Annotated in this window: 13 protein-coding genes; 1 reads left to right on the forward strand and 12 read right to left on the reverse strand. The window is 35.0% G+C overall.

Annotated elements, in window-relative coordinates; all coding sequences use genetic code 11:
* Nucleotides 1-28: 28 nt before the first annotated feature.
* From AC5ZCW_RS08555 to AC5ZCW_RS08570, 4 genes are all read right to left on the reverse strand, one after another.
* Complete coding sequence (locus AC5ZCW_RS08555) at nucleotides 29-1,045, reverse strand: M28 family peptidase (RefSeq protein WP_496119113.1); 1,017 nt, start codon at nucleotides 1,043-1,045, stop codon at nucleotides 29-31.
* An 8-nt stretch (nucleotides 1,046-1,053) separates the two neighbouring features.
* Nucleotides 1,054-2,028: a DUF3667 domain-containing protein gene (locus AC5ZCW_RS08560; RefSeq protein WP_496119115.1), complete on the reverse strand. Its 975-nt coding sequence runs from the start codon at nucleotides 2,026-2,028 to the stop codon at nucleotides 1,054-1,056.
* Nucleotides 2,029-2,067: 39 nt separating this feature from the next.
* The gene (locus tag AC5ZCW_RS08565) at nucleotides 2,068-2,841 is read right to left on the reverse strand and encodes a dienelactone hydrolase family protein (RefSeq protein WP_496119117.1); all 774 of its coding nucleotides are present in this window, start codon (nucleotides 2,839-2,841) and stop codon (nucleotides 2,068-2,070) included.
* 108 nt (nucleotides 2,842-2,949) lie between these two features.
* A complete protein-coding gene (locus AC5ZCW_RS08570; RefSeq protein ID WP_343541779.1) occupies nucleotides 2,950-3,402 on the reverse strand; it encodes an Lrp/AsnC family transcriptional regulator in 453 nt (150 codons plus the stop codon).
* A gap of 224 nt (nucleotides 3,403-3,626) precedes the next feature.
* On the opposite strand from AC5ZCW_RS08570, the gene rocD reads away from it, so the two are divergent.
* The gene (gene rocD, locus AC5ZCW_RS08575; RefSeq protein WP_496119119.1) at nucleotides 3,627-4,880 is read left to right on the forward strand and encodes an ornithine--oxo-acid transaminase; all 1,254 of its coding nucleotides are present in this window, start codon (nucleotides 3,627-3,629) and stop codon (nucleotides 4,878-4,880) included.
* A gap of 145 nt (nucleotides 4,881-5,025) precedes the next feature.
* On the opposite strand, the gene AC5ZCW_RS08580 is transcribed toward rocD, so the two are convergent.
* The 8 genes from AC5ZCW_RS08580 to AC5ZCW_RS08615 form a co-directional block, all read right to left on the reverse strand.
* Nucleotides 5,026-6,678, reverse strand: a complete 1,653-nt coding sequence (locus tag AC5ZCW_RS08580) for an arylsulfatase (RefSeq protein ID WP_496119121.1) — start codon at nucleotides 6,676-6,678, stop codon at nucleotides 5,026-5,028.
* A 221-nt stretch (nucleotides 6,679-6,899) separates the two neighbouring features.
* A complete protein-coding gene (locus AC5ZCW_RS08585; protein ID WP_496119122.1) occupies nucleotides 6,900-8,348 on the reverse strand; it encodes a RagB/SusD family nutrient uptake outer membrane protein in 1,449 nt (482 codons plus the stop codon).
* 10 nt (nucleotides 8,349-8,358) lie between these two features.
* Nucleotides 8,359-11,406, reverse strand: a complete 3,048-nt coding sequence (locus AC5ZCW_RS08590) for a SusC/RagA family TonB-linked outer membrane protein (protein WP_496119123.1) — start codon at nucleotides 11,404-11,406, stop codon at nucleotides 8,359-8,361.
* Between the two features lie 1,019 nt (nucleotides 11,407-12,425).
* Complete coding sequence (locus AC5ZCW_RS08595; protein WP_496119124.1) at nucleotides 12,426-13,688, reverse strand: YeiH family protein; 1,263 nt, start codon at nucleotides 13,686-13,688, stop codon at nucleotides 12,426-12,428.
* 186 nt (nucleotides 13,689-13,874) lie between these two features.
* Entirely contained in the window at nucleotides 13,875-15,494 is a 1,620-nt protein-coding gene (locus tag AC5ZCW_RS08600) for a sulfatase-like hydrolase/transferase (RefSeq protein ID WP_496119125.1), read from the reverse strand.
* 224 nt (nucleotides 15,495-15,718) lie between these two features.
* Entirely contained in the window at nucleotides 15,719-16,435 is a 717-nt protein-coding gene (locus AC5ZCW_RS08605) for a rhodanese-like domain-containing protein (RefSeq protein ID WP_496119126.1), read from the reverse strand.
* Between the two features lie 11 nt (nucleotides 16,436-16,446).
* Nucleotides 16,447-17,502 (reverse strand): sterol desaturase family protein, encoded by a 1,056-nt coding sequence (locus AC5ZCW_RS08610; RefSeq protein ID WP_496119127.1) that lies wholly within the window; start codon nucleotides 17,500-17,502, stop codon nucleotides 16,447-16,449.
* 231 nt (nucleotides 17,503-17,733) lie between these two features.
* Nucleotides 17,734-19,650 carry an arylsulfatase gene (locus AC5ZCW_RS08615; RefSeq protein WP_496119128.1) on the reverse strand — a complete coding sequence of 639 codons (1,917 nt, stop codon included), beginning with the start codon at nucleotides 19,648-19,650 and terminating at the stop codon, nucleotides 17,734-17,736.
* Nucleotides 19,651-19,679: the final 29 nt, after the last annotated feature.

The raw sequence follows: 19,679 nt of genomic DNA on the forward strand, positions 1-19,679 counted from the left end.
TCTTAGAACCTTAGTATCTTAAAAAGAACTACTTCTTATCAACTACCGGTCTATTCTCTCTATTAGCTAAATCCCATGCAACAACAAAAGCCAGTTTAGTTCTTTTGGTTAAAGCATCGTATTCAATTTTTTGAGGTTCGTCACCTTTTCCATGGTAATCTTCGTGAACTCCGTTGAAGAAGAAAACAGCTGGAATACCGTGTTTTGCAAAGTTATAGTGGTCAGAACGCTCATAGAAATGGTTTGGATCTTTTGGATCATTAAATTTAAAATCTAAGTCCATTTTAATGTATTTTTCGTTTTGAGCTACAACGGCATTGTGTAAATCAGAAGATAATCTGTCGGCACCAATAACATAAACGTAGTTGTTTGTATTTGAATGCTCAACATCACGGCGTCCGATCATGTCAATGTTGATATCTGCAATGGTGTTTTCGATTGGAAATAATGGATTTTCAGAATAATAACGAGATCCATGTAAACCGTGTTCTTCGCCAGTTACGTGAAGAAACAAGATAGAACGTTTTGGACCATGACCTTGTTTTTTAGCTTTAGCAAAAGCTTTGGCCATTTCGATCAGTGCTACAGTTCCAGAACCATCATCGTCAGCACCGTTATATACTTCACCATCTTTAATTCCCACGTGATCATAGTGTGCAGAAATTACCAAAACTTCATTTGGTTTTTCTGAACCTTCAATATAAGCCCAGATATTTTCAGAGTCTGGAAGATTTTGATTACGTCTTGCGTTCATAAATGCAGCAGGAACAGGCTGGTAGAAATCTTTAGCTCCTTTTGGAAAAGAAATTCCGCTTTTCTTGTATTGCTCGATCATATATAGACCTGCTTTTTTCTGTCCTTTAGAACCAGTTTCGCGGCCTTCCATTTCGTCAGAAGCAATAGTATAAAGCATTTTTTTAAGATCTTTTTCGCTGATCGCTTTTACGTATTTTGTTGGATCCGAATTGTCTTTAGCTGTAGTTGACTGCGCAGTTTTACAAGAATACGCAGAGACAATTAAGAATAAAATGAGTATTTTTTTCATTCTAGTAGTTAGTGTAAATTAATAAATGTGTAAAGAACGTATAAAGTGAGTAAAAATAGGATAAAAAGAGAATTTATTATAAACAAGAAGAAGCTTTTTATAAAAGAGACTATTCTAGACTCGCCATAAAAGCGATGGTGCGCAGGATAAAAATAATAGCACATCCAAACGGTTCCTGCAAATGTTGTAATTGATGATATAAAAGACAGCGGACTATCTTCTCCAAAAAGACCAATCAATCTGTCGATGATAAACATGATGAGAAAAATTAGTAATAGGAAAGAGAAATAGTGCAGTGTAAAAATTCCGTGATCAAAATAATACCATCTTTTTTTGTTGTGAAAAAGCCACAGGAAAAAAGCAAAAAACGGCATGATTATGAAGAGAATTTTGGGCAGGTTATGAAAGAACGATTCAACGAATTTTACATAAATCTCCTTTTTAGTATATTTTTCTGTAACGTGTATTGCTTTTTCAGCAAACCAATACGAAGAAGCATTCAGCTTCTCATTTGGTTTTCCATATTTTTGAATCGAATCAAGTTCTTTCATCGTTTTAAAATGGAAGTATCTTTTGTCATCCTTTCTGCTTATGCTTAGACTGTCAGTAGTTTTAGAGAGTTCTTTGTTAAGCGCTTCTTCACTTTTATCAATTTTTTCACCAACATTATTTGGAAACATTGCAATCAATAAAAAAGTAATAAAACTGATAAAAATGTATAATCGAACTGGTGCAAGATAAGACAAGCGTTTTCCTGAAAGGTATTCTTTAGTCAGCGTTGAAGGCTTGAACAGCAGATTTTTTATTGTTTTCCAAAAGGCGTTTTCGTAGTGCGTTAAATCTTCAAAAAAATGAATAAATAAATGATGAAAAGTTTTTCGGCTATCACTGTTTTCTTGTCCGCAGTTTGGGCAGTATTTTTGCTCAACAACATGCCTGCAGTTTAGACAAGTTTTGTCTTCTCTAATTTTATTATGTGACATTGGTTTGTGTTAATTGATTTGTTCTGGTAGTTTTTAATATTATTTTTTCAGGACTTCGTTTAAGAAAAGCTGTAAATGTTCAAAAGATCTTTTGGCAGCAACAGCATTGTATGCAGCGCCTTTAGAGTTATCGCTTCCCGCTTCAGGATTAGTAAAAGAGTGAACCGCATTTGCATAATAAATCATTTGCCAGTCCGCTTTGCCATCACGCATTTCTTGTTGGAAAGCAGCAATTTCGTCTTTAGAAACAAACGGATCGTCGGCTCCATGGCAAATAAGAACTTTTGTAGAAATTGGTTCGTTTTTTCTGCTCGCATCTTTTCCTAAACCGCCATGAAAAGAAGCAATACCTTTTATATTCAAATGTCCGCGGGCAGCTTCAAGAACACCACTTCCACCAAAGCAATATCCAATAGCCACAATATTATCGGCATTAGCGCCAGATTTTACTAATTCTTTCAAAGCAGCATCAATACGCTTTTGATAGGCTTCGAAATTTGTTTTATAAAAACCAGCCTGTTTTCCTGCTTCACCTGTGTTTTTTGGATAATTTCCTTCGCCATAGATATCAGCGATAAAAACATTATAGCCTAATTTAGATAATTCTTCTGCAATTCCTTTAGAAGCATTATCAATTCCAAGCCACGCTGGTAAAAGTAAGATTCCTGGATTGTTACTGCTTTTTTTAGCAGATTTTATAAATAAGCCGTTTAGCTGTTGGCTTCCTTCTGTATATTTTACGGGTTTTAATTGCGCATTCATAAGATTTGAGAATAAGATTGCACTGAATAAAATAATTATGGTGTTTTTCATGATTTCTTCAATTTTTAACAAATATCAGAAATATTATGTTACAAAAAAACCTCACAAGTAAATTCTTGTGAGGTTTGTAACCTATATTTTAAAAGAATGTTTTTTCTCTTATAGTGATATGTTTCGTTTAAAAGCACAGCCCAATTCTACAATAGAATCAGTCTTATCAATACCTGAAATTCCGTCGATTTTTTCGTAAAGAATACGGCGCATGTGTTCGTGATTTTTCGCAATGATTTTTATATAAAGCGTAAAAGAACCGGTTACATAATAACATTCGGTAATCTCAGGGATTTCTTTAAGCGCTTCAATAATTCGTTCAGAATCTGAATCTTTGTTTAATGTAAGTCCAGTAAAAGAAGCCCAGTCATAACCAATTTTCTTTTCTTGAATAATGGGTTTAATCCCGCCAATTACACCTTGTTCAATCATTCTGTTAATACGCTGATGCACCATTGTATTTGATATTTTAAGATTGGTGGCGATAGCAGAGAAGGCCATTCTTCCGTCTTTTTCTAATTCTTTGAGAATACTAATATCAAATTCGTCTAATAATTCCATTCAGTAAAAATCGTTTTAAAATTGAGTCTTTTGCGATTTATAAAAGTAATTCTTTTTTTTAATAAACGGTCATCTAATCCTATTCTCGAAAAAATAAATATGTTTTTTTAGAGGTGGTAAATTTTAAGTTTTGACTTTAATTTTGTTATGTTTAAGTCAAAATATTGTTTTTTGAATTGTTATTTGTTTAAATTTAATATTTTTGTGAAAATAAAAAGCATATTATGATAAGTACAGAAAAAACACTTTCATCAAAATCAGAGGTTTTGATTGAAAAAGAAAACAAATATGGAGCTCATAATTATCATCCGCTTCCTGTAGTTTTAGAGCGTGGAGAAGGCGTATATGTATGGGATGTTGACGGAAAGAAATATTATGATTTTTTATCTGCTTATTCTGCGGTAAATCAGGGGCATTGCCATCCTAAAATTGTGAATGCAATGGTAGAGCAGGCGCAAAAACTGACTTTGACTTCGCGTGCTTTTTACAATGATAAATTAGGAAACTACGAAGAATATGTAACAAACTATTTTGGTTTTGATAAAGTTCTTCCAATGAATACAGGTGCTGAAGCAGTTGAAACAGCCTTGAAAATTTCAAGAAAATGGGCGTATGAAGTAAAAGGAATTCCCGAAAATCAAGCACAGATTATTGTGTGTGAGAATAACTTTCACGGAAGAACTACAACGATCATTTCATTTTCGAATGACGAAACAGCACGTAAAAACTTCGGACCTTTTACAGATGGTTTCATTAAAATTGAATATGATAATCTTGAAGCGCTTGAGAATGCTTTAAATTCATCTAAAAATATTGCAGGATTCTTGGTTGAGCCAATTCAAGGTGAAGCAGGAGTTTATGTTCCTTCTGAAGGATATTTAGCGAAAGCGAAAGCTCTTTGCGAAAAACATAATGTATTATTTATTGCCGATGAAGTTCAAACAGGAATTGCTCGTACAGGAAAACTTTTAGCAGTTCATCACGAAAATGTACAGCCTGATGTATTAATTTTAGGGAAAGCAATTTCTGGAGGAGTTTATCCAGTTTCGGCAGTTTTATGTAATGACGAAATCATGAATGTGATTAAGCCAGGACAGCACGGATCTACTTTTGGAGGAAATCCTGTTGCAGCGGCCGTAGCAATTGCAGCTTTGGAAGTGATTAAAGACGAAAAACTAGCTGAAAATGCAGAACGTTTAGGAGTTATTCTAAGAGACGGATTAAATAAAATCGCTGAAAAAAATAACTTGATTACGTTGGTTCGTGGAAAAGGGCTTTTAAACGCAATTGTAATTAATACAGATGAAGAATCTGATTTGGCTTGGGAAATTTGCCTAAAATTTAGAGACAACGGATTATTGGCAAAACCAACACACGGAAACAAAATTAGATTGGCTCCGCCTTTGGTAATGACCGAAGAGCAAATTAAAGAGTGTCTTGAGATTATCGAGAAATCTTTGAATGATTTTAAAAACTAATCTGATTTCTTTTTAAAATAAAATAAAAAAGCTGTCTCATAACGAGACAGCTTTTTTTGTACACCATTTTTTTTTGTTTTAAAAAGCGACTGCTATTAGCAACAATCGCTTTTTTTCATAATTACTCAAAATATCAAAAAAGTAATTATTTCTTTGGAGCTGAACCCGGAATCAATTCTCCTTTTTGTTTGAATTTGCTATATTCTACAACTCCTGTTTTGTCTGCCCAGTCAAAATATTTTGCCGAAAGATCGTTTACAATTCCAGGATTTTGTGCCGCAACGTTTGTTGTTTCGCCACGGTCTGCTTCAAGATCATAAAGTTCCCATTGGTAAGACGGATAAATAGAAACCAATTTCCATTTTCCTTCTCTAACCGCTCTGTTTCCGGCTCTTTCCCAGAATAAAGGAGCACCACGATTTACTTCTGAAGCGTTGTCAAATAAAACTGGAAGTAAACTTTTTCCTGGAAGCGGATTGGAAGTTACGCCGTTTAAAGTTTTAGGATATTCAATTCCAGCCAATTCATAAAAAGTAGGAGCAAGGTCAATAATATGTCCAGTTCCTTTATCAATTCTTCCTGCTTTAATTTTTGAAGGATACCAAGCGATGAATGGAGAACTGAATCCACCTTCGTGCATATTGTTTTTATAATCTTGTAAAGGTGTATTAGATAAATATGCCCAGTTTTGTTCCTGATAATCAAAAGAACCCGAAGTTCCAATTGGACCATCATTACGAACTAAACCTCTTTTTAGTGGATTATAAGTGTTGAATCCGCCTTGAGCACCATTGTCTGCAATGAAAATAATTAAAGTGTTTTTGTCTTTTTTCAAAGCTTTCAATTTATCTAAAACCTTTCCAACGTTTTGGTCCATGTTGTCTACCATTGCCGCGTATACTTCCATTTTAGCTTTCCAGAATTGTTTTTCGTCATACGTCAGTTTATCCCATTCTGGCACTTCTGGATCTCTTGGAGCAATAGTTTGGTTAGGAAGCAAAATGCCGTTTTCTCTTAATTTCTGAATTCTTTTTTCTCTTAAAGCGTCCCAGCCTTCATCAAATTTTCCTCTGTATTTGGCAATATCAACAGGTTTTGCCTGCAATGGCCAGTGAGGTGCTGTAAAAGCTAAATATAAAAAGAAAGGCTTGTTTTCTTTGTTTTGTTCGTCTAAGAAAGTAACCGCATTATTCCCGATTTCGTCTGTGAAATAGTACGAGTCGTCTTTTGGATGCAGTTCTTCATTATTGCGGATCATTTTTACAGGATAAGCCGTTTTCCCGAAAGGAAGCGGTTTTGTATCAAAATAATTTGCAGCACCTTTTAAGATTCCGTAAAACTTATCAAAACCTCTTTGGTTTGGCCATTGCGCCTGATCTTCAGAACCAACGTGCCATTTTCCTGACATTAAAGTGCTATAACCTCCAGAACGGAAAACTTCGCCTAAAGTCAGAGATTCTTTGTTTAAATAACCCTGATAAGCTGGCAGTCCTAAATTCACATCAAAATAACCAACTCCAGCTTTGTGCTGATATTGTCCTGTTAATAAAGAAGCTCTTGTAGGCGCACAAATTGAGTTGTTGTAAAATTCGCGGAGACGAGTTCCTTCTTTCGCTAAACGATCCAGATTTGGCGTTTTAATCTCAGAACCATAATTCCCTAAATCAGAATATCCCATATCATCCACCATAATTAAAATTACATTGGGTTTAGAGGATGCGGTTTGGGCTTCGGTTTCATAAGAACCTATTATTCCTGTCAATAAAACAGAAAATAAAATGTTTATTCTTTTATTCATCTTATTTATAATTTACTGTTAGTATATTTTTAATCTTTAATTTTTTTCTAACACATAGAGACATAGATTTTTTAGTCGTAGTAAGGCGTTTCACTTAGAATAAAAATCATAGCTATGTGTCGAGAAGTATATTTCTTTTTTATATTCTTTTCGAAAGCAATCCCGATAGCTATCGGGACTATGTTTCTATGTGTTAAATAAATTTATGTGTTTCAAAAATATTATCTCCAAGCTGGAACTTGTTTCAAATTTGGATTCAAATCCAGTTCTCTTTGCGGAATAGGAAAGTGAACGTGTTTTGGCTGTGCGTTGGTTTTTCCTGCTGCTTTTAATTTTGCCACAAAATAATCTGGGCCTCTTCTCGCCAAGTCAAACCAGCGCTGATATTCGTAAACCAATTCTTTTCTTCTTTCTTCAAAAACCGCTTCTCTAAACGCGTCTTGACTTAATGCTGGAGAAGTTGTTGCTAATAATTCAACACCTGCTCTTGTTCTCACTCGGTCAACTGCGGCATACGCTTCTGGAGTTGGGCCTCCGTTTTGTTCGTTTAAAGCTTCTGCATAAATTAACAATACTTCTGCAAAACGTATAATTGGCGTATTTTTAGAGGACTGCCCTGGCGAAGTCGGTGTCGCAGGATCAAAATATTTATTGAAATGCGGCGTAACTTTATACTTTTTTCCATCAGTTGGACTAACAAATTCGACTGCAAAAGTGATGTACTTTCTTTTGTCTGTTTCAGCGAAAGCTTCAAAAAGTTTACCTTCTTTATGTAAAGCATCTGCTTGATCTCCTGCAATTCCGGGAACTGAAGTTGGTGCGGCTGTAGAAGCCAACATGTTTCCGTTCCAGTTGGTTAAACCTTTAAATTGAGCAGAGAAAATATGTTCTTTTCCGTTTTTGGTTGCTACATTAAAGACATCAGCATAATTTTCGAACAAATCATAAACTTTGCTGTCAATGATTTCTTTGCTTTTTTCTGCTGCTTTCTGCCATTTTTTTTCAGTTAAATATACTTTTGCTAAAATGCTTTTTGCCGCACCAGCCGTTACGCGTCCTTTGTTTTGCTGTACAACCGGAAGTGCTTCGGCATCAATTAGATCGTTTTCAATTTGAGTATAAACATCTGCTTCTGGCGTATTGCTAACATTGATTGCTTCTGGCGTTAAAACTGTTGTTTCGTGCAAAACCAACGGAACATCTCCAAACCATCGCACTAAATTAAAATATAAAAGCGCTCTTAAGAACTTTGCTTCGTTAATTAAATCTTTGTCTTTCTGTGAATTAAGATTTGGATTCTTCGCGATATTATCAATCGCTACATTTGCTCTATTAATTCCGTCATAACTTTGTCGCCATAATTCGATCATACGGTCGTTTGAAGCATCATGCGTTAAATTGGATAAAGCTCTAACGTGTGCATTTCTCGCTCTTGGTCCCGCTTCATAATCATCGGTCGCCATTTCGGTTGCAATCTGAATTAAACGATTGTACAACGTATGTGTCGAACTGTTTATAGCATTATGAATAGCGATTACGGCTGCATCGGCATCTTCGGTGGTTTTATAAAAATTGGTAGACGAAATAAAAGCTTTTGGATCTTCGTCTAAAGTATTGCACGCACTCACTAAAAAGAGTACCGCTAAACTGAATATTATATTTTTTTTCATGATAAATCTTTTAGAATGTTACGATTAAACCTCCTGAAATTGTTTTAGAAGCTGGGTAAATTCCAGTATCTGTTCCAGGAGAAATTGTCGTTCCGTTTGTTACTTCAGGATCGTAGCCTGTATATTTGGTCCACGTTAATAAGTTCTCTCCAATTACTCTAAATTTTACGGAGGTTAAGCTTAGTTTTTCGGATAGTTTTTTAGGCAGATTGTAACTGAAAGCAATGTTTTTTAATCTCACAAAAGAACCATCTTCTACAAAACGATTAGAGAAAACAGGTGCAGGATCTAATTTTGCTCTTGGTGTCGTAGTACTCGGATTTGTTGGTGTCCAAGCATCTAAAGCCGAAGTTGATGCATTTTGCTGTCCGTTGTACAATTCCAAAGCCTGTAAGTTTCCGTTAAGAATTTTATTTCCAACAGAACCATTCACTAAAATGGCCAATTCAAAACCGCGATACGTGAAATTATTTGAGAATCCGAAAACAAAATCGGGCTGTGCATCACCAATACTTGTTCTGTCAGCAGCGGTTGTAAATGCTCCGTCTCCATTAATATCTTTATACAAACGATCTCCTGCTTTTGGCGTTGCATTTCCGGTATAAACTCCTTTTGTCGCTACTTCATTTGTTTGTAAAATTCCGTCTGTAACTGCACCATAGAAAGTTCCTAAAGATTGTCCGACTTTCAGAATATAATTTCCGAAAGTGTAAAATTCGGCACCATTTCCTAAAGCGATAATTTTGTTTTGGTTGAAGGCAATATTAAAGTTTGATGTCCAAGAAAAAGCAGTATTTCCAAGAGAAGCATTCAAACCAAATTCAATTCCCTGATTTCTAACAGATCCAAAATTTTGAAGTGAAGAGGTAAATCCTGTTGTATAAGGAAGCTGAACATCTAACAATAAATCTTTGGTGGTTTTGCGATACACATCAACCGTTAAATTCAATTTATCATTAAAGAAACCAACATCAATTCCAGCATCAAACTGATTGGTTAATTCCCATCCTAAATTATTATTTGCAATTCGCGTAGGCGTAAAACCCGTATAAATCTGATCTCCAAAAAGATATTTTACACTTGTTAAAGTAGATAAAGACTGATATTCTCCAATTTCCTGATTTCCTGTAGCACCCCAGCTTGTTCTGATTTTTAAACTATTGATAACGTCTTTTACAGGATTAAAAAACGATTCGTTACTAATCTGCCAAGCTGCGGCAACAGAAGGGAAATTACCCCATTTATTGTCTTTTCCAAATCTGGAAGAACCATCGGCACGAATACTTCCTGTTAAGAAATATTTGGAATCGTAATTATAATTTACTCTCGATAAAAATGAATTTAACGCCCAAGTACTTTCGCCAGAAGTTGGCATTAAAGCCACATTTCCGCTTTGTAAACTGTAGTACCCTGTAATATCGTTTACATATTGCTGTGATCCCGAAGTGTTAAACTCTCTTGTTGAGCTTTGCTGTGTATAACCTGCCAAAGCATTCAGATGGTGTTTTTCGCCAATTACTGTTGTATAAGTTAAGGTGTTTTCGTTTAACCAGCTTCTAGAATCGGCAGTTCCAATTTTTCCTTCTCCGTTGGTGATAGAACCTTCATAAATGCTAGAGGGCAAATAGCTTTTTTCTTTGTTGAAAATCATATCGGTTCCAAAAGAAATTTTCAAAACCAAATTTTTCAAAATATCATATTCGCCATAAATAGTTCCTAAAATACGATCGGTAATAGATTGATTTTTACGCTCGTTTAAAGTCGCAATCGGATTGGCAAAAATATTTTCAAACGGATTTCTTAAAGTATAACTTCCGTCTGGTTCATAAATCGTTGCAGTAGGAGGCATGCTCAATAAAGCGGTAACCAAACCGCTCGGAGCCACTTTAGATTTGGTTTCGGCAATCGTTAAATTCAAACCAAATCTAGCTTTGCTGCTTATTTTTGAATTTAAATTAACGCGTCCGCTAAAACGTTCAAAACCTGTATTTTTTATGATTCCTTCCTGATTGTAATAATTTCCAGAAACTGCATATTTGGTCTGATTATTTCCGCCAGAAACACTTAATTGATGATTTTGTGTCAATCCTTTTTGGAAAGCTGCATCTTGCCAATCGGTTCCTTTTCCTAATTGGGCAATTTGCGCATCGCTCAAATATTGGTTTGTTCCTCCCGACGGATTAGAATCGTATAAAGCGGCATTTCTCAATCTAGAAAATCCTTGTGCGTCTAACACATCAACTTTTTTACGAACCGACTGCTGACCGATTGTAAAATCATAACTTACGGTTGTAGCATTGTTTGAACCTTTTTTGGTCGTGATAATAACAACTCCGTTTGCTCCTCTAGAACCGTAAATGGCTGTTGAAGAAGCATCTTTTAAAACCGTAATCGATTCTATGTCTGACGGATTTATTGTTGAAAGCGGATTGGTCGGCGTACCGCTTAAAACACCAGAAGTGACTTCTGAATTGTATAACGGAAAGCCGTCAATAACATACAAAGGCTCATTTCCGCCCTGAATCGAGCTTCCTCCACGAATACGAATGCTCATTCCTGCTCCTGGCTGACCTGAAGTTTGTGTTACGTTAACACCCGCAACAGAACCTTGAAGCGAACTTTCTAATGTTTTCTGAGTGGCTTTTAAGGACATCTGAGCCACAGTTTCTGCAGCTCCAGTGTAATCTTTTTTAGAAGTGCTTCCATAACCAATGATGACTATTTCATTCAGTTCTTTTACATCTTCTTTTAGCGAGATCTGAATGAAATCTTTGGTTGCAATATGTTCTGCGGTAACGTAGCCTAAATAGCTTACGATTAAAGTATAAGGAAATTTTTGTCCCGTTTGAAAATAGAATTTTCCGTCTAAATCAGTTACAGAACTATGAGTTGTTCCTTTGATTTGAATTGTTACGCCAGGAATTGGCTGATTGGTAACTTGATCTACAACGGTACCATTTAAGGTCGAATTAATTAAGGGCTGTGTATTTTGCGCTTTAATTTCGGTTGAAATTAAGAATACAAAAAGCCACAAAAAGGCATGTAATTGTTTGTTCATTACTTTTTTGGATTTAAATAATAAAGCGGTGCGAAAAATTGGTTTTCCAATTTCCGAAAGCTTTCTTTAGTGATAAATGTTCTTTGAGTCTTGCCATTTCTGTTGCCGCAGAAATGGTTTTTACTATGAAAGGAAAGGGCAGTGCATTATTTTCATTTTGTAATCTTGTTTAGTTATTATTTTTTTTAGTTAATATGGTTTTGACATAGTTAATCGTTCAATACTTTAGGTATTAATCGTTCATTGTCAGGATCTAATTTAGTTTGTGATTTTATTTCCGATAAGCAACGAAAATTTAGATTGGATTTTTAACAGCAGATGCACATATAACTAAAAGTGTTATAAGTGAATTTTTCAGGAAGAATGTAATGCGATGTGTAAGCCGTTGTTTTCAAAATGTAGTTCTTTAATTGTTTAAACTCTACTAATCCTATAGACAAAGTTAATTTTATTATAATGAAAACCAAAAGATTATTTAATTTTTTTAAGGAAAAGTATATTTAAAGACTGCGAAATATATTTTAAGCGTTTTTAAATGACTGTAAATTAATTGTTTAATGTTTTTGTTTTAAAAAACAAAAGTTGATTTAAACTATTTTGTTTATACAGTTTTTACTTGCTTTTTAATTATTAACTGAATGGTTTTAAACCTTTTCTTCTTTTGACTGGACTATTTTTTAATTTGATATGAATTAAATGAATTGCCCCCAGCTTTAGCTGGAGGTTTATGTTGTATAGTAGAAAAAAGGCTTTAGCCAAACTTTTAATTTTGGCTAAAGCCTCTGGAATGTTAAATCAAAAAACTCCAGCTAAAGCTGGAGGCAATTGAAAATTAAAAAATAATTCATTCCGTACGAATGTTTCGTTGGTAGAATTAAATTAGAAATACATTTAAACGTTCCGTAGGAACGTTTGATTAATGGAGCTATATATTATTTCTGTAAAATCAGATGTCCTTACAGGACACAATTCTAAACAATACGATTTTTTCTACCAACGAGATATTTCTACGGAATATTTCAAGGTTTGAAAAGCAAAAAAGCGATAATCAATGTAATAATGATATTAAAGAATTGCGCAGCAAGAAAAGCAATTAAAGGTTTTCTGCTGTTGTTTTGAAGCAAATCTTTAAAATTGGTTTCCAAACCAATACTTGTAAAAGCTAAGGCAAACCAAAGTCCTTGCAGATTTTTTAAGCTTTCTTTTACTTCATCGCGAGTTTCTGGTGCAACGAAAAAAGAAAAGACAATAGAAGCTGCTATAAACCCAATGACAAATTTTGGAAAACGTTCCCAGATTACGCCTAGAGTTGGTTTCGATTTTTGAATCTCAGAAGATTGATTGTGAGTATATGTCCAATAAATAGAAATGGCAAAAGCGGCTATACCCAATAAAACGTTTTGAGAGAATTTGACAATTGTACTTATTTTTAAAGCAGTTTCGCCAACCAAAGTTCCAGATGCCACAACAGCTCCAGAGGTATCAATGCTTCCGCCGAGCCAAGCTCCTGTTACTTCTTCGGGAAAATAAAAATGACTGGCAATTATCGGCATAAAAATCATCATCGGAATTGCGGTAACCAAAACCATCGAGATGACATAAGACAGTTTTTTGGAATCTCCTTTTATAGCGCCTGAAGTTGCAATCGCCGCTGATACTCCGCAGATAGAAACTGCACTCGAAATCATCATAGTTAATTCGTCATCGACTTTTAGTTTTTTGCATAACCAAAAAGCAAAATACCAAACCGATAAAACCACAACCAAAGCCTGTATTAAACCTAATGAACCCGCTTTTAAAATATCAGAAAAAATAACACTCGTTCCTAATAATACTAATCCGATTTTGACAAAAAGTTCGGTTGATAAGGCTGAACGAAACCACTCTGGAAGACGGAAGAAATTTCCAATAATTAATCCGATGGCCAAACTGAAAATGACTGCTTCTAGATTTAGCGCTTTTACCTCAGAATTTCCAGCAAGTATCAAGGCAATTACTGTCAGCAGATAAATGATTGGAAATCCTAAAACGAAATTTTTAACTGATTTCCCAACTAAGAAAGTGCCGATTATCCCAATAGAAATAAAATAAAGAAATTGAACACCAATGGTTTGAATGTTTTTTATTTCGAAAACATTATTTATTAAATCTGTTCCATTTGTCCATTTAAAAACGGGAACTTCTGGCAGAAAAAGAAAAAGAGAAATTCCGATAATTAGAAAGCCGAGAATAACGACGGTCCAGTCTTCGTGAATTGTAAATTGTTTTGTTGAGGTTGACATTAAGGCTTGAATTAAATTCTTTAAGAATATTATTTGAATTGCCTCCAGCTTTAGCTGGAGGTAAAAGTTTTGTGAGTAAGTAATAGGCTTTAGCCTAATAAAAAGTTTGGCTAAAGCCTTCTATATTTTGAATTTTAAACCTCCAGCTAAAGCTAGAGGCAATTGATTTATGGATTTCTCTAAAGATTACAAATCGACAAAGTATTTCTGTTTGCCAAAGTCAAATTCGTAATAAGTTAGATTAGGCCAAAGCGGTTTTATTAAACCCTTTTCCCAATTTTGTAGCGCAGTTTGCAATTCTTTTACCTTTTCAGGATTTTTTTGTGAGAGGTCTATTTTTTCAAATTTATCTGAAGCAAGATTGTACAGCCATTTTTCATGTGTTTTTCCACTAATAACTAGTTTCCAGTCACCACTTCTAATCGCTTTTGCATCGCCCGAACGCCAGTATAAATCTTTGTGGGCAATTTTATTTTCATTTACTGTTTTTACTAAATCAGCTCCGTCATAAATTCTGTCTTTTGGCAAATCAGAATCAATCGCTGATGCAATGGTTGTGAAAATATCTAGAGTGCTTACCGGATTTTTATAAACGGTGTGCGGTTTGATTTTTCCTTTCCACGAAAGTGCAAAAGGAACATTGATTCCGCCTTCAAAATGAGAAAATTTACCGCCTTTTAAAGGTGCATTTGTAGTAGCAAATGTATAATCGGCACCGCCATTATCGCTGGCAAAAAAGATTAAAGTATTTTCTTCAAGGCCTTCTTTTTTGATTTTTTCGCGTATTCTTCCAATCGCATCGTCTAAAGCGCTAATCATAGCAAAATAAACACGTTTGTTTTCATCTTTTACGTTCGGAAAACGATCATAATATTTTTTACGAACTTGAAACGGAGTATGAGGCGCATTAAACGGAATATAAAGCAAGAAAGGTTTGTTCTTATTTTTATCAATAAAAGCTTCTGCTTCATCAGCAAACTTTTCGGTTAAATAGGCTTTTTCGTCAATAATGGTAGTATCTCGGCGAATTTGCCCAATTCCAACGCGACCATTTCCCCAAATCGTTTTGTCTGTAAAATCTTTATGATGATGATTGATAATATCAGGATTATTATCCTCAGGTGCATAAAGCGAAAATGCCTGATAAAATCCGTAATGATAATCAAAACCTCTGTCTAAAGGAAAAAATCCTTTGTTGTGGCCTAAATGCCATTTACCAATAATTCCTGTGCTGTAACCTTGTCTTTTTGCTAAATCGGCAAATGTGATTTCAGATTTAGGAAGCCCTTGCGTTGCAATTGCAGCCTCATTAGGGTATTCGATTTTATCATTTAATCTCCAACCGTTTGTATTGATTAAATATTTAAAACCATAATATTCTAAATTGTTTTTCGGATAACGATCTCCTGGCTGATATTCATGTCCAAAGCGTTCCTGATACCTTCCTGTGATTAATCCAGCACGCGAAGGCGAACAGATTGCTGCAGATGCATAACCATTGGTAAAAGTAACTCCAGAAGCGGCCAAAGAATCAATCTGTGGAGTAGGAGTCGACTTTCCTCCATAAAGCGAAATATCATATTTGCCTAAATCATCGGCAAGGAGAATAATGATATTTGGCTTTTTAATTGTTGAATCGGATGGCGTTTTTGAATCTAAAAATGCTTTTTTGCCTTCCATTAGTTTCTGGTCTTCTTTTACTAATGTTCCGTCAGTGTTAATCGGCCAAAATAAAAATACTGCTATAATCAGAAGCACTATTAAAATGGGGATAGCAATTTTGGTTATTTTTTTATAGGTTGCCATAGTATGGTTTTGGTTTGTATTGATTGGAATGTTAGAACTTTGACAAAGTTTTACGTTTTTTTTGTCATTTCGACGAAGGAGACTCGAGCGATAGCGAACAGGCGAAGCAAATCTTCACGAGTAACTCCGCAACGAATATCCAATCTTTGTAGAGCTTCTTGCGAAGATTTCTCCTTCGTCGAAATGACAATATTATGGTTACGTAAGTGTAAAAAGTTTCGAGACTACTTCGAAGCCAAGGCAACATCAACCTCACTTTTCAAATCATTGATACCTTCTTTCTTAAAAATAATTTTTCCATTTTCGTATAAAATCAAAGTCGGGAAAACTTTCACTGTTTTTAAATCGGCAATAACCTGCGGACTGTCTTCTAACTCGATTTCTAAGATCTTTAAATTGGTTCCGTATTCCGATCGGATAGTTTCTAAAATGGGTTTTACTTTTTTACAAGGCGCGCAATATTTGGAACCAATATCTACTAGAACAGTTTTATTATCGGCAATAATTTTATTGAATTCTGCCAATGATAATTTGCTTTTTAGATTTGAATAAAAAGGTTTTCCGTTTCCAATCCAGTTAGCAATTCCGCCTTCTAAACTGTAAGCTTCTGAGAAACCATTTTTTAGCAATTCTTTTTCTAGAGCAACACTTCTTCCTGCTCCGATAGAATAGATAAAAACAGGCTTAGATTTATCTAGTTTAGCAACAGATTGCAAATAATTTTCAGATTGAAGATTAAAATTTATAGCACCTTCAATATGGTTCAAAGCAAATTCTTCGGGCGTTCGCGCATCAACAATCTGCGGATTCTTTTGGCTTTTTATTTTCGAATAAAACGAATCTAAAGATAATGAATTATGAATTTCATTTTGCGAAAAAGCAGCAATTACCCATAAAAGGGCAATTGCTGTTATACTGATTTTTAAAAAATGATTTTTCATATCTGAAAAGATTATACTTGTTCTAAAACTGGTTTAGGAGTTTCTTCAGTAACTGCTTTAGGTTTTAAAGGAAGTGATAATACTCCTTCAGAAAGTGAACTTCCTTCTTTTTTAGATTTAAAAATTGGCCATAAAAACTGTGCGTACCATTCTTCTTGTTTGTATGATTTTGTTCCATACGATTCTGGATATTTACGGGTAATTAATCCTGTTCCAAAAATGACATCCCAGATAAAAAACATGTTTCCGAAGTTTCCTTTAAAATGCCCAACGCCGTCTCCGCTTGTATCAGCATGATGTGCATGATGCGTTGCTGGAGTAGAAATAAGTCTTTCTAAAACCCAAGCAATTGGATGCAATACTCTGTATTTGTAAAAAGGTTTATCCCATTTAATGCTTGAATGTGCTCCCAAAGTGATAAAACTTTTGATTACCAGAACAAATAAAGCCGGAAGTCCTAAACCTAAATACGTTAAAGTCGCTGTCAAATAAATTTGAGAAAAGAAAACGGTATAAATAAAGTTTTGTCTAGAAGCCATAGCCATTCCCATATATGGAGCAGAGTGATGCGTTCTATGAAAACGCCATAAAAACGGAACCTGATGATGCAATCTATGATACCAATATTGCGTTAAATCGTCTGCAATGGCGATTAAGAAAAAGCCTCCCCAAAATGGAACCCATGATAATGAATTAGCCAAATTTGGCAACAAATAAGGCAAAGCTGTTAAACTGAAAAAAGCAATTACAGGAGGTAAAAGCAATTTTGGCGCTAGGAAACAAACAATGTCTATTTTACGTTCTTCGCCTGTCCATTCGTCATCATACAAACCAGCTGCAAATTCGATTACGCCAAGAACTAGCATAAAAACAGTTAATCCCCAAGTTCTGATGTTTGCAAAGACAGGCTGTGCAAATTCTAAAAATGATGGAAGTGTAATATGCGACTGACTTATCGCTCCTCCAGTTAATTTAAAATAAAGGTAAATTGCCACTACAGGCAATGAATAAATGAAGAAACTTATTGTTAAGTCTCTCGTTAATTTTTCTTTTTGAACTATTGCCATGATTTCTTATTTTAAAAAATTATTTACTACTGCTAATCCGCCAGCTAGAATTGCTAGTGGAACTAAAAACAAGATTATCCCCACGACAATCTTTTTTCCTATAATTTCATAATCTACTCGTTTCATAATTACTCTTTTTATTTCCTGCAAGGTTTTTAAAACCTTGTAGGTATTTTTTTTTAGCTTTTAATTTAAACCTACAAGGTTTTTGAAACCTTGTAGGTTCGGTAATTAGTTATTGGTTCCTCCAGGTTTAGTAGCTTGTTTGATTAAGTCAGAAACCGTTTTTCCTTTATCAGCTCCTGTGTTGTGGATTCTTCTGTTGTAAACGTCCTGCCAATCAATCAATGGGTACACATTGTTTTCTTTTGCTTGTTCGTCAAATAATTTTTGAAGTTCAGCCAGTTTTTCAGGATATTTTTTCGCCAGATTATTACGTTCGTTGAAATCTTCGTTAAGATTGTACAATTCCCAAACATCTGTATCGAAGTTGCTTGGAGCAGGTTTTTCGCTGCTTCCCAAAGATTTTTTTACTGCAAAAGAATCTGGTAGATGTGCAGCCGAAGCTTTCCATCCGTCTTTGTAAATGGCTCTGTTTCCGAAGATGTAGTAATACTGAACTTTGTGCAATGATTCTGCTTTAGGATTATCTAAAGAAGCTTGAAACGAAGAACCTTGAATAATATCTTGTTTGATTCCTTTGATATATTCTGGCGCTTTTATTCCTGCTATAGCCAAAGTTGTAGGAAGCAAATCGGTTACGTGGCTATATTGATTTCTGATACCGCCTTTATCTTTAATTCCGTTTGGATAAAAAACAATCAGCGGATTACGAGTTCCTCCTTCTGAATGTGCATCTTGTTTCCAGTTTTTGAAAGGAGCATTGGTCGCTTGAGCCCATCCCAAAGGATAATTGGTATTTAAACCTTTTGCCGTTCCAATTTCTCCAATATTATTCAAATTGCTTTGGAAATTCTCTTCATCTGTTTTTCCTTGAGCAAATAAACTTTGGTTGATTGTTCCTTGTAGCGTTCCTTCTTTACTAGCTCCGTTATCACCAATAGCAACAAAAATTAAAGTATTATTCAATTGTCCGCTTTGTTTTAAATAATCCACAACTCGTCCAATTTCATAATCGGTATACGTCAGGAATCCTGCATAAACTTCCATGAATCTTGCATATACTTTCTTTTGGTCTGGAGTTAATTTTTTCCATTCTGTGATTAAAGCATTACGATCTGGCAGTCCTGCATTTTGAGGAAATATCCCTAGTTTCTTTTGGTTAGCCAATACTTTTTCGCGGTAAACATCCCAGCCTTCATCAAATTTTCCTTTATAAGGTTCAACCCATTTTTCGGCAACCTGATGAGGTGCGTGAACCGCTCCTGGAGCATAATACAAGAAGAATGGTTTTCCCGGCGCTGCTTTCTGCTGTTTCTGGATGTAGCTGATGGCTTTGTCTGTAATCAATTCGTTTAAATGACTTCCATCAGGTTTAATGTGAACTTGATCTTCCACCAAATCTGGATTGTATTGATCGGTTTGAGAACCTAAGAATCCGTAGAAATGATCGAAACCTTTTCCAGTTGGCCATCTGTCAAACGGACCCGCATCTGTTGCGTCTTCGTCTGGTGTAACGCCATATTTTCCAACCGCAAAAGTGTTGTATCCGTTGTCACGTAAAATCTCTGCAATAGTTCCTTTATCAGAAGGAATTCTTCCGTCCCAACCTGGGAAACCTGCAGATAAAATAGTGTGAGAAAACCCGCTTACGTGAACTCTTCCAGAATTTCTTCCAGTCAATAAAGCGGCACGGGTAGGAGCACAAATTGCTGTTGTATGAAAGTTGGTATAACGCAAACCATTATTTGCCAGATTATCAAAAGTAGGAGTGTTGATTAAACCTCCAAAGGTGCTTGAAGCTCCAAAACCAACATCATCCAAAAGAATCCAAACAATATTCGGAGCGCCTTTTGGTGCAGTTACAGGATCTGGCCAATATTCTTTGGAATCAGCCAACGTTTTTCCAATTGTACCCTTAAATTCTTGTTTTTCCTGTGCAAGTCCTAATTGTGCAATTAGGACAGCAGTAATCAAAAACCCTTTCTTAGAGCCTTTGATGGAAATGCTATTTTTTAAATTTTTCATTTTTTATAGTTTTTTTAGTTATATGGTTT

The organism is Flavobacterium sp. PLA-DH12 (genome assembly GCF_059511845.1).

Excerpts from the sequence above, each read along its gene's own strand:
- AC5ZCW_RS08555 (WP_496119113.1), bottom strand. The coding sequence starts at position 1,045 with ATGAAAAAAATACTCATTTTATTCTTAATTGTCTCTGCGTATTCTTGT.
- AC5ZCW_RS08560 (WP_496119115.1), bottom strand. The coding sequence starts at position 2,028 with ATGTCACATAATAAAATTAGAGAAGACAAAACTTGTCTAAACTGCAGG.
- AC5ZCW_RS08565 (WP_496119117.1), bottom strand. The coding sequence starts at position 2,841 with ATGAAAAACACCATAATTATTTTATTCAGTGCAATCTTATTCTCAAAT.
- AC5ZCW_RS08570 (WP_343541779.1), bottom strand. The coding sequence starts at position 3,402 with ATGGAATTATTAGACGAATTTGATATTAGTATTCTCAAAGAATTAGAA.
- rocD (WP_496119119.1), top strand. The coding sequence starts at position 3,627 with ATGATAAGTACAGAAAAAACACTTTCATCAAAATCAGAGGTTTTGATT.
- AC5ZCW_RS08580 (WP_496119121.1), bottom strand. The coding sequence starts at position 6,678 with ATGAATAAAAGAATAAACATTTTATTTTCTGTTTTATTGACAGGAATA.
- AC5ZCW_RS08585 (WP_496119122.1), bottom strand. The coding sequence starts at position 8,348 with ATGAAAAAAAATATAATATTCAGTTTAGCGGTACTCTTTTTAGTGAGT.
- AC5ZCW_RS08590 (WP_496119123.1), bottom strand. The coding sequence starts at position 11,406 with ATGAACAAACAATTACATGCCTTTTTGTGGCTTTTTGTATTCTTAATT.
- AC5ZCW_RS08595 (WP_496119124.1), bottom strand. The coding sequence starts at position 13,688 with ATGTCAACCTCAACAAAACAATTTACAATTCACGAAGACTGGACCGTC.
- AC5ZCW_RS08600 (WP_496119125.1), bottom strand. The coding sequence starts at position 15,494 with ATGGCAACCTATAAAAAAATAACCAAAATTGCTATCCCCATTTTAATA.
- AC5ZCW_RS08605 (WP_496119126.1), bottom strand. The coding sequence starts at position 16,435 with ATGAAAAATCATTTTTTAAAAATCAGTATAACAGCAATTGCCCTTTTA.
- AC5ZCW_RS08610 (WP_496119127.1), bottom strand. The coding sequence starts at position 17,502 with ATGGCAATAGTTCAAAAAGAAAAATTAACGAGAGACTTAACAATAAGT.
- AC5ZCW_RS08615 (WP_496119128.1), bottom strand. The coding sequence starts at position 19,650 with ATGAAAAATTTAAAAAATAGCATTTCCATCAAAGGCTCTAAGAAAGGG.